This window comes from Rahnella sp. BIGb0603 (genome assembly GCF_024808755.1).
Lineage (GTDB): Bacteria > Pseudomonadota > Gammaproteobacteria > Enterobacterales > Enterobacteriaceae > Rahnella > Rahnella contaminans.
Map to the genome: position 1 here is coordinate 212952 of NZ_JANUEX010000001.1, position 12883 is coordinate 225834.

The following is a 12883-nucleotide window of genomic DNA, read 5'->3' on the forward strand; positions in this document are numbered from 1 at the left end:
TGTTCACCTTTGCTTTTTATCTTTAAATCGGCCTGAGTTCTTCACACCCGGCGACGGTTCAGGTCGCCGGAAGCTTTGCTTGTTATGCGGCGGTTGCGCCTGTTGCTAATTTATCGCGGTTCAGCGACTGCAAGGCAGACACGTCCACGATGAGGGCCACACTACCGTCGCCCAAAATGGTGGCGGCAGAAATGCCCGGCACTTTGCGATAGTTGCTTTCCAGGTTTTTCACCACCACCTGATGCTGACCAATCAGCTGATCAACCAGCAACGCGTAGCGACGCCCCGCACTTTGTAAAATCACCACGATGCCCTGCGTCGCTTCAGTTTTCGCGTCTTTAACATCGAAGACGTTATAAAGCTCGACCAGCGGCAGATATTCGCCGCGCACTTGCAGAACACGCTCGCCACCGGCCAGCGGGTGTAAATCTTCCGACAGCGGTTGCAGCGATTCCATGACCGCATTCAGTGGCAGAATGAAGACTTCTTCACCGACTTTCACTGACATGCCGTCGAGGATCGCCAGCGTCAGCGGCAGCAGGATGCGGATAGTGGTGCCTTTACCTTGCTGGGAATGGATTTCAACGTGACCGCCCATTTCCTGAATGTTTCGTTTCACCACGTCCATGCCCACGCCACGGCCTGAAACGTCGGTGACTTTTTCTGCCGTCGAGAACCCGGCGGCAAAGATCAGCATGCCGACTTCTTCGTCACTCATGTTGTCGTTGACGTTCATGCCCTGCGACGCGGCTTTCGCCAGAATACGTTCGCGGTTTAGACCGGCACCGTCATCAATCACTTCGATGCAGATGTTGCCGCCCTGATGTTCCGCGGACAGCGTCAGGTTACCGGTCGCATCTTTGCCGTTGGCGATACGCACTTCCGGCGTTTCCACACCGTGGTCGAGGCTGTTACGCACCAGGTGCGTTAACGGGTCAATAATGCGTTCGATCAGGCTCTTATCAAGTTCGGTTGAGCTGCCCAGCAACGTCAGTTCGATTTGCTTGTTCAGCTTGCTCGCCAGATCACGCACCAGGCGCGGGAAGCGGCTGAACACGAATTCCATCGGCATCATACGGATCGACATCACCGATTCCTGCAAATCACGGGCGTTGCGTTCCAGCTGCCCCATGCTGTTGAGCAGGTCGCTGTGGATCACCGGATCCAGCAGGTCAGAACGCTGCGCCAGCATGGACTGGGTGATGACCAGTTCGCCTACCAGGTTGATGAGCTGATCCACTTTTTCAACCGCGACGCGGATGCTGGTGGATTCCGGCGCTTTTGGCGCACGGGCTTTTGCCACTTCGGTGTTCGGCACAGCGGCCAGAACCGGCGCAGTACGCGGCGTGGCCGGAACCGGTGCAGCTTCAGCGACGACAGACACGGCGGCCGGCGTTTCGACAGCCGCTGGTGCCGCGGCGGCGGCATGTGTGAAGCTGATTTGTTCCGGTTCGAGCACGAAGCACAGAACAGCAATAATGTCGTCTTCGGTCACGGTGTTGACCAGCGTCGCTTCCACGCTGTCTGCGGTCTGAACCGGATCTTTAATTTCGCCAAGATTACCCAGTTCTTCCAGCATGACCGGAACTTCCTGGGCTTTCAGACCGGAGAGGCGTACGCGCAGGTCGCCTTTGCCTGCGGCAGGTGCGGCCGGTGCAGCTTCCGGGGCATTCGCCGCCGGGACGGATTCGACGACGTGAAGATCCGGAGCAGGCTCCCGCTCTTGTTGCGCGTCGAGGGCCAGTTGTCTCAGGGCTGCACAGATGTATTCAAAGCTGTCTGCATCGGGATCCCGGGATGATTTATAGGCGTCGAGTTGCTCCTGCATAATGTCTTTGGTTTCCAGAAACAGGTTGATGATGTCAGTGCTCAGGCTCATTTCAGCACGACGAGCACCGTCGAGCAGGTTTTCCAGTAAGTGAGTCGTTTCCTGCAAAACCGTAAATCCAAAGGTCGCTGCGCCACCCTTAATTGAGTGCGCGGCGCGGAAAATCGCGTTGAGCTGCTCAATATCGGGCGCTTGCGGATCAAGCAACAACAGATGTTGTTCCATGTCCGCCAGCAACTCGTCTGCTTCATCAAAAAATGTCTGATAAAAATCAGTAATATCCATGCTCACGTGATCACCTCTGCTGTGAATCGCGGCTTGTTGATGTGGTCGCAGGTGCCGTGACCGTCGCAGCGGCCGGAGCCGATGTTGCAGGTTGGGCGCCCGCCGATGGTGTCACTGGCGTCTGCGTAGTAATCCCGGGTATTGATGGTACCTGTACTGGTGCTGCTGATGATTCTGGTGTCGCTGGCACGGCCGGAGCCGGGCTCATTTTCGGCGCGAGTGCCGGGGCAGTCTGACGTCCAGGGACCTGTCTTTGCAGTTCACCGGCGTCATTGATTGTGATCGCTTCGCCCTCACTGTTTTCCCGCTCAATCGCTTCTTCTGCGTGTTTATTGAGAACTAAAATACTGATGCGACGGTTTATCGCGTCTCCGGCCGGATGATTTTTAAGCTGCATGGTGGAACCCATGCCCATCACCCGCAGAACCTTCCCTTCGCTCAGGCCGCCGATAATCATTTCACGGCGCGAGGCGTTGGCGCGATCGGTCGATAATTCCCAGTTGCTGTAACCACGTTCGCCCTGCGCATACGGCATGTCATCGGTATGACCGGCCAGGCTGATTTTGTTCGGGAAATCGTCCAGAACCGGCCCGATAGCGCGCAGGATATCGCGCATGTAAGGCTCAACAATGGCGCTGCCAAGCTGGAACATCGGGCGGTTTTTGCTATCGATGATCTGAATACGCAAACCCTGCTCAGTGAGGTTAATCATCAGATGCGGACGTAAATCCTTAAGCCGCGGATCGGATGCCAGCATGTCTTCCAGCTTCTGCTGCAGGCGTTGTAAATCTCCGGCCTCACGTTTGCTCTCGCCCTGCGACTGATCCATTTTGTGGACTTCACCGTCCTGCACCGTCGGGTCAGCGCCACCACCCGGGATCGGGCTGGTGGCATCGCTGCTGCGTGGCCCGCCGGTAATGGCCACCGCCAGTGGCGTACGGAAGTATTCGGCAATTTGCACAAGTTCTTTAGGGCTGGAGATCGAAATCAGCCACATCACCAGAAAGAAAGCCATCATCGCTGTCATAAAGTCAGCGTAAGCAATCTTCCACGAACCACCGTGATGCCCTCCGCCGTGCCTATTCTTTTTCTTGCGTACAACAACGATTGGATGGCTCTGATGCTTCATACTTTTTCTTCTTCAGTTTGTTTCTGGCCCGGTGATTTGACCTGACGAACGTGTTCCTCCAGCTCGATGAAGGAAGGTCGTTCGGAGGTGTAAAGCGTTTTACGGCCAAATTCGACGGCTATTTGTGGCGCGTAACCGTTGATACTCGACAGCAAAGTCACCTTGATGCACTGCATCATTTTGGCGTTTTCTGCGCTTTTTTGTCGCAGTACGCTGGCCAGCGGGGAAATAAATCCGTAGGCCAAAAGGATACCGAGGAAGGTCCCCACCATCGCATGGGCAATCAGTGCCCCGAGCTCTGCGGCCGGACGATCCGCCGCTGCCAGGGTATGTACGATCCCCATGACCGCCGCCACGATACCGAAAGCAGGCAGTGAATCGCCGACCAGCGCCAGGCTGTTTGCCGGGACTTCACTTTCATGCTCGTAGGTTTCGATTTCCTCATCCATCAGTGCTTCGATTTCAAAAGCGTTCATGTTGCCGCTGACCATCAGGCGCAGATAGTCCGTGAGGTATTCGACTAAATGCTTATCGGCAAGGATGCGGGGATAATTAGCGAAAATGTCGCTTTCAGCCGGATTGTCGATGTCATTTTCCAGCGACAGCATCCCCTGCTGGCGCGATTTGGCTAACAGGCGGTACAGCAGCGCCATCAAATCCATATACAACGCTTTGTTGTATTTCGACGCGCGAAACAGCTGCGGTAAGGCACGCATGGTGGATTTAATCGCTTTGCCGTTGTTACCGACGAAGAAGGCGCCAATGCCGGCACCACCGATAATGAGTAATTCTGCGGGTTGGTATAATGCGCCCAGTTCACCGCCGACGAGCAGGAAACCGCCAAACACTGAGCCCATGACCACGAGGTAACCTAATATTACTAGCACGATGAATCCTTAATTCTATGTGGTTTTAGGGCGAGGAAAAGCGCGAGGCTGTGCCACCTTGCCCGATGTTACGCAGCTCAAACGTGCATAAAAGGGGCCAGATTATGGCGGAGACGTTAGGGGGAAATGATGAGCGGTGCTACCACCGCTCCGGACGACATACTGCAACCTAACAATCTCAGACAGCGCGCTTGACCTGTTCGTCCAGCTCTTGAGATGTTATATCGGCAACCTGCGGGGAAAGTTTACGTTTTTTTACTGCCCGGGATGGGGGTTGGCAAAGACTGCATACAAACCCGTGGCGCGGTTGGTGTGCATGGGTAATGAATGAACCTTCACAGCAGTTGCAGGCAGAGAGCTGCAGCATTCCGCTGTCGACAAAACGGACCAGCGTCCATGCGCGGGTCAGAGCAAGAATCGGCGCCTCGCCGGGCTGCTCCGGACATTGCTCCAGATAAAGACGGTAAGCCTTAATTACGGCTTCCACGCCATTACAATGTCCGCTCTTTAAGAGAAACGAGTACGCGTTGTAAAACATGGAAGAGTGGATGTTCTGTTCCCAGGTCATAAACCAGTCCGTCGAGAACGGTAACATCCCTTTTGGCGGCGGGCTGCCGCGCAATTCTTTGTACAGTTTAATCAGTCGGCCACGACTCAATTGCGTTTCGCTTTCCAGCATCTGCAATCTGGCACCCAGCGTAATCAATTCCATGGCAAGCTGAATGTCCCGTGCTTCCTGGACGATACTTTTTTCTGCCGGTTTGGTTGACGCATCTTTCCCTGACATAGCTACGCCCTTTTCTTCATCGCGCCGCTGTCTTTCGCAGCCAGGCCTTTAAGCAGGTGGCTGGACAACAGGATGCCGGTGTGGATTTGTTGTAAGTCATCCACACGCGATTCCTGAGTCAGTCGTTCAATTGTCTTACTGTCGTCAAAGCGGAACTGACATAAAAGCTGGTTCGTTTCAGCCAGCTTCACCATCTGTGGCAGCGTCAGTTGCCCCAGGGTTTCTGCCATTACGTCATCAATCCCCAGGCGAAACATCGCTGAGGCCTTTTCGTCGTTAATCAAGCGCTGTGCCAACAATAGATATGACAGGTTGATATCATATATGTGCTTTAGCAATTCGGACATTCTGTTCTACCCCATTACCGATGCCACTTTTTTAAGGTGGCGGATTGATAGACATATTCCATGCAGCAAGAGTTTCACCCGGCGTGACAGGAGTATTTTTTACTATCAAAACAATTGGATCATTGGCTGATTAATAAATCTCACGTTGGAAATAGATTTATCCTGCGGTATTTACTTCACCGCCAATACAAAGTTGTTCCTGATGTAAACTAAATTAATTGTGACAATTGCACTGCTAAGTAATCGTGAAACACTTCAGTTTTGGTGTACTGGCAGGGTCCGTTGCTGTGATGGCGTCTCATTCAGTGAAACGCTTTTACATACATTATTAGGAATAATCTTACTACGACGCAACTCTAACCCCGTTCCCTTTATACATACAATCTGGGCGTTGCCGAATTTTGAATAAAGTGTGACGCACATCACACTTTTAAAACTTATTTTGTCCCCAAAAGTGCAATTTATCGTAAAAATTTGCGCAGTTTTAAACCAAAAGTAAAAAAGCGTCTAAAAAAGGGGGCTGTGGCTGTCTTTTTTCGCCATTTTGAGATCATTTTGTACAAAGACCAATTAAAGCCAAATGATTAGCACACACGCCAATCAATCATAGTTCACCCAGTTTTTTATGCTGTAAATTTCCAATAGCGTGATCATTGTGCTAATTCTGCGCAACCCAGTCACCACAAGGCTTACAGGGGAACGAGTCCTAAAAGTTTTGGTTAAATTTAGTTCAAAAAGTAGGGGAAACGTGAGCAACCACGCTATTTCAAAAGCAAAAAGACAATGATTGTAAGAATTTGTTACAAGGCGAGCGCAGACATCCAGTCATCAGACTAGATTGATAAGAAGAAATAATGAGACGGCGGACTTAGGCCGTACAAACGTATCGGCATCTCTTCAGGAAAACTTTAATGATTGTGCTTAAAAAAGTGGTTTATGCCGCTCAATGGCAAATTGAAAGCTCAAGAATAGGAATTTTATTACTCAACCAGCATCCCGCGCCACTTTCTGCGTGTAAAAAGCGAATAAAGCACATCGCTAAATGCATTTATTAAGAGGATTCTTGAATAGTCACGGGGATTAACCTGTTATTAAGCAGGCTAATTAGCGGGGGAAATAAAAATTTAATAATACACGGCACATAATCTGACCAGACAAGGGTGCGGTGTTGTTACTGAACAATAAAAGACCAAATAAAAAACCTGCCTGAATTTCAGGCAGGTCATAACGTAATATTATGGAATAAGGTTTTGTACGTTAAAAAGGCATGTTTCGTGGGTCCGTATGTTGATATTCGAACCCCAGCTCTTTGCAGATCCGGTCGCCATCGACGATTTTGCCCTTCCCTGCTGAAGGTTCTTCAGCAAACGTCGGAGGCACCAGCCCCATCTGCCGCGCCAGTGCCGGATAGAATTCGGCTTTTGCCGGATGCGAAGGCGCACAGAGATTATAGGTATGGCCACCTTTTGGCAGGCTGAGCAGCAAGGTGATGGCAGCAACCACGTCATCCTGATGAACCAGGTTGACGCCGTGCTGACCGCCTTTTACCTGCGTTTTTCCGGCCATGAATCGCCCCGGATGGCGATCGCCGCCCACCAGCCCGGCCAGGCGCAGGACATCGACCGACGTATTCGGTAAACCGTGGAACCAGTTTTCCAGCTCTTTGAGCACAATGCCGCTGCGTGAAACCGGCAGCAGCGGCGCGTCTTCTTTCATTACACCTTCATGGTCGCCGTAAACGGACGTCGAGCTGGTAAAGATGATGCGCCGGACGTTATGCGCCAGTGCGCTGTCCGTCAGCTGTTGTACTGCCTGGAAATAGAGTTCGCTGCCTTCCGCCGTTCTGCGCGCAGGCAGCGTGATGATTAAAGCATCGACGTTGAGCAACTTTTCGAGATCGTCCGATTCGCATTCCATTTCCGGCGTGAAGACCAGCGGGAAACATTCAATGCCGATCATTCTGGCGGCATCGACACCGTCGGGCGTCGTTTTGCTCCCGACCACGTCGTACCCTTTTGAAGCCAGCGCCATTGCCAGCGGCATGCCCAGCCAGCCCAGTCCGATAATCGAAATCTTTTTCATACATCGCTCCGTTTGTTCTCTGGCATGATTTCACCAGTTGCAGATATCTCTCTTTATACTAGCAAAATACGCCTTTTCCCTTTTGTGGAGCGTAATGATTTTTCAGCGTCTGTTAGCAGATCATTCATTTATTTGATGAAAACCCTGCTGCGGATAAGAAAAACTCATCATCAGAAAAAAAGGTTGCGCAGTTGCCGCCCGATAGTTTAGTTTTATTGGCAACGAATTTGATACGTGTGGCGGATGATTCAGTTTTGAATCACGCGGCGCTGAATGAACAAAACGAGACACTGACATGACAAACGTTCTGATTAACCACCATCATCACCATCACCCTGACTAGTCTTTCAGGCGATTGGTGCTGGGAGACTGTTTAGATCTTCCAGTGGCGCAGAACGCAGAGAGAGCCCCCGGAAGATTTCTTCCGGGGGCTTTTTTTATGGCCGAAGGAATTGAAGTAAAAGAATCTGACGAACTGAATTTACGATAAATAATTGAGAAACTGAGGTCATCATGCTGGATAAAACACGTTTACGGATAGCAATGCAGAAGTCAGGTCGCCTGAGCGATGAGTCGCGCGAACTGCTGGCCCGCTGCGGGATTAAAATCAACCTGCAGGAACAGCGTCTGATCGCATTCGCCGAAAATATGCCGATCGACATCTTGCGTGTTCGTGATGACGATATCCCTGGGCTGGTGATGGACGGCGTAGTTGACCTGGGCATTATCGGTGAGAACGTGCTGGAAGAAGAGCTGCTGAGCCGCCGCGCTCAGGGCGAAGACCCGCGTTACTTCACACTGCGTCGTCTGGATTTCGGCGGTTGCCGTCTGTCACTGGCTACGCCGCTGGACACCGAATACACCGGTCCGCAAAGCCTGCAAAATGCCCGTATCGCCACCTCCTACCCACACCTGCTCAAACAGTATCTCGATAAAAAAGGCGTTGATTTCAAATCCTGCCTGCTGAACGGCTCCGTTGAAGTGGCACCGCGCGCGGGTCTTTCGGACGCAATCTGCGATCTGGTGTCTACCGGTGCGACGCTCGAAGCCAACGGCCTGCGTGAAGTTGAAGTAATTTACCGCTCCAAAGCCTGCCTTATTCAGCGCGACGGCGAAATGCCACAGGCAAAACAGCTTCTGATCGACAAAATGATGACCCGTATTCAGGGCGTTATTCAGGCCCGCGAATCCAAATACATTATGTTGCACGCGCCAAGCGAGCGTCTGGACGAAATTGTCGCGCTGCTGCCGGGGGCTGAACGTCCGACTATTTTACCGCTTGCAGGCGATCAGCAACGCGTTGCCATGCACATGGTTAGCAGCGAAACGCTGTTCTGGGAAACCATGGAGAAACTGAAAGCGCTGGGCGCCAGCTCTATTCTGGTTCTTCCAATCGAAAAAATGATGGAGTAATGCCATGAAGCCTGACGCGTTCTCTACGCCTATTGACTGGCAGCAATGCGACGCACAGCAGCGTCGCGACCTGCTGACCCGCCCGGCGATTTCTGCCTCCGACCGTATTACTGAATCGGTGAGCGAGATCCTGCGGCGTGTCCGCAGTGAAGGTGACAGTGCGCTGCGCGAGTTTTGCGCCCGCTTTGATAAAACTGAGGTGCAGGATCTTCGTGTCACCGCGGAGCAAATTGCAGCAGCCGCGGCGCGTCTTGGCGATGATGTTAAACAGGCGATGGCGCACGCGGTGCGTAACATCGATACTTTCCATCAGGCACAGAAACTGGCCGTGGTGGATATCGAAACGCAGCCGGGTGTCCGTTGTCAGCAACTGACCCGCCCGATTCAGTCCGTCGGGCTGTACATTCCGGGTGGTTCCGCACCACTGGTCTCCACCGTATTAATGTTAGCGACACCGGCACGTATCGCAGGCTGCCAGAAAGTGGTGCTCTGTTCGCCGCCGCCGATTGCCGACGAAATTCTGTATGCCGCACAGTTATGTGGCGTGGAAGAGGTGTATCAGTTGGGTGGCGCGCAGGCGATTGCGGCGCTGGCGTTCGGCACGGAAAGTGTGCCCCGCGTGGCGAAAATCTTCGGGCCGGGCAATGCGTATGTGACCGAAGCAAAACGTCAGGTCAGCCAGAGTCTGGACGGCGCGGCGATCGATATGCCCGCCGGGCCTTCTGAAGTGCTGGTGATCGCCGACAGCGGCGCAACGCCGGATTTCGTGGCGTCTGATTTGCTTTCACAGGCGGAACACGGCCCGGATTCCCAGGTTATTTTACTGACGCCGGATGTGAAAATGGCGCAGGCCGTCGGCGAAGCGGTTGAACGTCAGCTGGCGACGTTATCGCGCAGCGACATTGCGCGTCAGGCGCTGGAAAGTAGCCGTCTGATTGTCGCGAAAGATCTCGCGCAGTGTATCGAAATCAGCAACGCCTACGGGCCGGAACACCTGATTCTGCAAACCCGCGAGCCTGAGCAGTTGGTCGATAGCATCACCAGCGCCGGTTCGGTTTTCCTCGGCGACTGGTCACCGGAATCCGCAGGCGATTATGCGTCGGGCACTAACCACGTTTTACCGACTTACGGCTACACCGCGACCTGTTCAAGCCTGGGTCTGGCCGATTTCCAGAAACGGATGACCGTACAGCAGTTAACGCCGGAAGGGTTGCTGGGGCTGGCGGAAACGATTGAAACACTGGCACAGGCTGAACAACTGACTGCGCACAAAAATGCAGTCACCCTGCGTGTAAATGCCCTGAAGGAGCCGCGTTGATGAGTAATGAAATGAATCTCAGCGTTCAGGCGCTGGCCCGTAAAAACGTGCAGGAACTGACGCCTTATCAGTCCGCCCGTCGTCTGGGTGGCAACGGTGATGTGTGGCTCAATGCCAATGAATACGCCATCGCACCAAATTTTGAACTGACGCAGCAGACGTTTAACCGTTATCCGGAATGTCAGCCAGCACGGGTGATCAACCGCTACGCCGCTTACGCCGGTGTGGATCCGGAACAGGTGCTGGTCAGCCGTGGTGCGGATGAAGGCATCGAGCTTTTGATCCGCGCATTCTGCGAACCGGGCAAAGACGCTATCCTTTATTGTCCGCCGACGTATGGCATGTACAGCGTCAGTGCTGAAACCATTGGTGTGGAAGGCCGTACGGTTCCGGCAAAAGCCGACTGGTCTCTGGATCTTCCGGCGATCGAAGCCGCGCTGAACGGTGTGAAGCTGGTTTACGTGTGCAGCCCGAATAACCCGACCGGCAATATCATTGACCCGGACGAAATCCGCGCCGTACTGGAAATGACCCGTGGCCGCGCGATTGTTGCGGTGGACGAGGCGTATATCGAATTCTGCCCGCAGGCGAGCGTTTCCGGCTGGTTGCAGGAATATCCGCACCTCACCATTTTGCGAACGCTGTCGAAAGCTTTTGCGCTTGCCGGCTTGCGCTGCGGCTTTACGCTGGCGAACAGCGAAGTCATCGGCTTATTAATGAAAGTGATCGCGCCTTATCCAATATCTACGCCGGTAGCAGATATCGCCGCACAGGCACTGAGCCCGGAAGGACTGGCGCTGATGCGTCAGCGTGTGGCCGAAGTGACTGAAAACCGCGTCTGGTTGCAGGAAGAGCTGGAGAAATGCGCCTGCGTAGAAGCAGTTTTTGCCAGCGATACCAACTATGTATTGGCGCGTTTTACCGCATCTGCCGCAGCATTTAAAAACCTCTGGGATCAGGGCATTATCTTGCGTGACCAGAATAAGCAACCGGGGCTTTCCGGCTGCTTACGTATTACTATCGGCACCCGGGAAGAGCTCCAGCGCGTCATTACCGCATTGCAGGCGCTACCCGGTGCCGCTGCCGCCTCCATTAATGAAAAACAAAATAGCCCCCGCAAGGAGCACATGTGAGCCAGAGTCCACAATTTCAAAAAACGCTCTTTATTGACCGTGACGGCACCCTGATTTCTGAGCCGCCGGAAGATTTCCAGGTCGACCGTCTGGACAAACTGGCGCTGGAGCCCGGCGTTATTCCGGCCCTGCTGTCCCTGCAAAACGCTGGCTTTAAGCTGGTGATGATCACCAATCAGGACGGTCTGGGCACAGCCAGTTTCCCACAAGAAACGTTCGATCCACCGCACAATCTGATGATGCAAATCCTGACTTCGCAGGGCGTGGTTTTCGATGATGTGCTGATTTGCCCGCACCTGCCTGCGGACCACTGCGACTGCCGCAAGCCTAAAACCAAACTGGTGCAGGCTTATCTGGAAAGCGGCGTCATCGATACCGCCAACAGTTATGTGATTGGCGACCGTGATACCGACATCCAGCTCGCCGCCAATATGGGTATCGCCGGGCTGCGTTATCAGCGCGATACGCTGAACTGGGCCAATATTGCCGGGCAACTGACGAAACGCGACCGCCATGCCAAAGTGAACCGCGTGACCCGTGAAACCGCAATTGACGTGGATGTCTGGCTGGATCGCGAAGGCGAAAGCAAGATCCGCACCGGCGTCGGCTTCTTCGACCACATGCTGGATCAGATTGCCACCCATGGCGGTTTCCGCATGAACATCGAAGTGAAAGGTGATTTGTATATCGACGATCACCACACCGTTGAAGACACGGCGCTGGCGCTGGGTGAAGCCATTAATAAGGCGCTGGGCGATAAACGCGGCATTGGCCGTTTCGGGTTTGTATTGCCGATGGACGAATGTCTGGCGCGCTGCGCACTGGATATCTCCGGCCGCCCGCACCTGGAATATAAGGCAGAGTTTAACTATCAGCGCGTCGGCGATCTGAGCACGGAAATGGTCGAGCACTTCTTCCGTTCACTGTCCTACGCAATGGCCTGTACCCTGCACCTGCGCACCAAAGGTAAGAACGATCACCATCGCGTCGAGAGCCTGTTCAAGGCATTCGGGCGCACGCTGCGTCAGGCGATTCGTGTCGATGGCAATACATTGCCGAGCTCGAAAGGAGTGCTGTGATGAACGTCGTTATCCTTGATACGGGCTGTGCCAACCTTTCTTCCGTGAAATATGCGGTTCAGCGTCTGGGTTTTGAACCGACGGTGAGCCGTGATCCGGAAATTGTTTTGCAGGCAGATAAGCTCTTTTTACCGGGTGTCGGCACCGCACAGGCGGCAATGGAACAACTCGAACAGCGCGAACTGATTGCGCTGATTAAAGCCTGTACACAGCCGGTGCTGGGGATTTGTCTCGGTATGCAACTGCTGGCGTCTTCCAGTGAAGAAAACGGCGGGATTGATACGCTGGGGATCATTGAAACGCCGGTGCGCCGTATGCCCGATCTCGGTTTACCTTTGCCGCATATGGGCTGGAATCAGGTGACAGCGAACGCTGACAGCCATTTATTCCGTGGCATAGATGAAAACGCATACTTCTATTTCGTCCACGGATTCGCCATGCCGGTTTGCGAAAACACGATCGCGCAGACGCTTTACGGTGAGCCTTTCAGTGCTGCCGTGCAAAAAGACAACTTCTTCGGTGTGCAGTTTCACCCCGAACGCTCCGGTGCGGCGGGCGCACAGTTGCTGAAAAACTTTCTGGAGATGTAAACAGG

General features: G+C 53.5%; 11 protein-coding genes and 1 other annotated feature. Of the genes, 5 read left to right on the forward strand and 6 right to left on the reverse strand.

Annotation, left to right across the window (positions count from 1 at the left end; genetic code table 11):
• Positions 1-82 precede the first annotated feature (82 nt).
• The 6 genes from cheA to M2403_RS01010 all read right to left on the reverse strand — a co-directional run bounded on the left by cheA (position 83) and on the right by M2403_RS01010 (position 7345).
• Positions 83-2113, reverse strand: a complete 2031-nt coding sequence (cheA, locus tag M2403_RS00985; RefSeq protein WP_259228648.1) for a chemotaxis protein CheA — start codon at positions 2111-2113, stop codon at positions 83-85.
• 10 nt (positions 2114-2123) lie between these two features.
• On the reverse strand, positions 2124-3242 hold the full coding sequence (gene motB, locus M2403_RS00990) for a flagellar motor protein MotB (RefSeq protein WP_259228286.1): 1119 nt from the start codon (positions 3240-3242) through the stop codon (positions 2124-2126).
• Complete coding sequence (motA, locus tag M2403_RS00995; protein ID WP_152325852.1) at positions 3239-4129, reverse strand: flagellar motor stator protein MotA; 891 nt, start codon at positions 4127-4129, stop codon at positions 3239-3241. The genes motB and motA overlap by 4 nt, the downstream gene beginning before the upstream one ends.
• Before the next feature lie 178 nt (positions 4130-4307).
• Positions 4308-4916, reverse strand: coding sequence for a flagellar transcriptional regulator FlhC (gene flhC / locus M2403_RS01000; protein ID WP_101078668.1), 609 nt, complete (start codon positions 4914-4916; stop codon positions 4308-4310).
• A 2-nt stretch (positions 4917-4918) separates the two neighbouring features.
• The gene (gene flhD, locus M2403_RS01005) at positions 4919-5263 is read right to left on the reverse strand and encodes a flagellar transcriptional regulator FlhD (protein ID WP_120508226.1); all 345 of its coding nucleotides are present in this window, start codon (positions 5261-5263) and stop codon (positions 4919-4921) included.
• Positions 5264-6520: 1257 nt separating this feature from the next.
• On the reverse strand, positions 6521-7345 hold the full coding sequence (locus M2403_RS01010) for an SDR family oxidoreductase (protein WP_152325851.1): 825 nt from the start codon (positions 7343-7345) through the stop codon (positions 6521-6523).
• A gap of 318 nt (positions 7346-7663) precedes the next feature.
• Positions 7664-7785 (forward strand) — a sequence feature (His leader region).
• A 73-nt stretch (positions 7786-7858) separates the two neighbouring features.
• On the opposite strand from M2403_RS01010, the gene hisG reads away from it, so the two are divergent.
• Genes hisG through hisH form a run of 5 tightly spaced genes read left to right on the forward strand, consistent with a single transcriptional unit; the run spans position 7859 to position 12878 of the window.
• Positions 7859-8758, forward strand: a complete 900-nt coding sequence (hisG, locus tag M2403_RS01015; protein ID WP_101078671.1) for an ATP phosphoribosyltransferase — start codon at positions 7859-7861, stop codon at positions 8756-8758.
• Positions 8759-8762: 4 nt separating this feature from the next.
• The gene (gene hisD / locus M2403_RS01020; protein ID WP_259228296.1) at positions 8763-10076 is read left to right on the forward strand and encodes a histidinol dehydrogenase; all 1314 of its coding nucleotides are present in this window, start codon (positions 8763-8765) and stop codon (positions 10074-10076) included.
• Entirely contained in the window at positions 10076-11209 is a 1134-nt protein-coding gene (gene hisC / locus M2403_RS01025) for a histidinol-phosphate transaminase (protein ID WP_259228297.1), read from the forward strand. The genes hisD and hisC overlap by 1 nt, the downstream gene beginning before the upstream one ends.
• Entirely contained in the window at positions 11206-12288 is a 1083-nt protein-coding gene (hisB, locus tag M2403_RS01030) for a bifunctional histidinol-phosphatase/imidazoleglycerol-phosphate dehydratase HisB (protein WP_208950657.1), read from the forward strand. The genes hisC and hisB overlap by 4 nt, the downstream gene beginning before the upstream one ends.
• Positions 12288-12878 carry an imidazole glycerol phosphate synthase subunit HisH gene (gene hisH, locus M2403_RS01035; protein ID WP_152325847.1) on the forward strand — a complete coding sequence of 197 codons (591 nt, stop codon included), beginning with the start codon at positions 12288-12290 and terminating at the stop codon, positions 12876-12878. Before hisB ends, hisH begins: the two co-directional genes overlap by 1 nt.
• Positions 12879-12883: the final 5 nt, after the last annotated feature.

Excerpts from the sequence above, each read along its gene's own strand:
- hisG (WP_101078671.1), top strand. The coding sequence starts at position 7,859 with ATGCTGGATAAAACACGTTTACGGATAGCAATGCAGAAGTCAGGTCGC.
- flhD (WP_120508226.1), bottom strand. The coding sequence starts at position 5,263 with ATGTCCGAATTGCTAAAGCACATATATGATATCAACCTGTCATATCTA.
- hisC (WP_259228297.1), top strand. The coding sequence starts at position 10,076 with ATGAGTAATGAAATGAATCTCAGCGTTCAGGCGCTGGCCCGTAAAAAC.
- cheA (WP_259228648.1), bottom strand. The coding sequence starts at position 2,113 with ATGGATATTACTGATTTTTATCAGACATTTTTTGATGAAGCAGACGAG.
- flhC (WP_101078668.1), bottom strand. The coding sequence starts at position 4,916 with ATGTCAGGGAAAGATGCGTCAACCAAACCGGCAGAAAAAAGTATCGTC.
- M2403_RS01010 (WP_152325851.1), bottom strand. The coding sequence starts at position 7,345 with ATGAAAAAGATTTCGATTATCGGACTGGGCTGGCTGGGCATGCCGCTG.
- hisD (WP_259228296.1), top strand. The coding sequence starts at position 8,763 with ATGAAGCCTGACGCGTTCTCTACGCCTATTGACTGGCAGCAATGCGAC.
- motB (WP_259228286.1), bottom strand. The coding sequence starts at position 3,242 with ATGAAGCATCAGAGCCATCCAATCGTTGTTGTACGCAAGAAAAAGAAT.
- hisH (WP_152325847.1), top strand. The coding sequence starts at position 12,288 with ATGAACGTCGTTATCCTTGATACGGGCTGTGCCAACCTTTCTTCCGTG.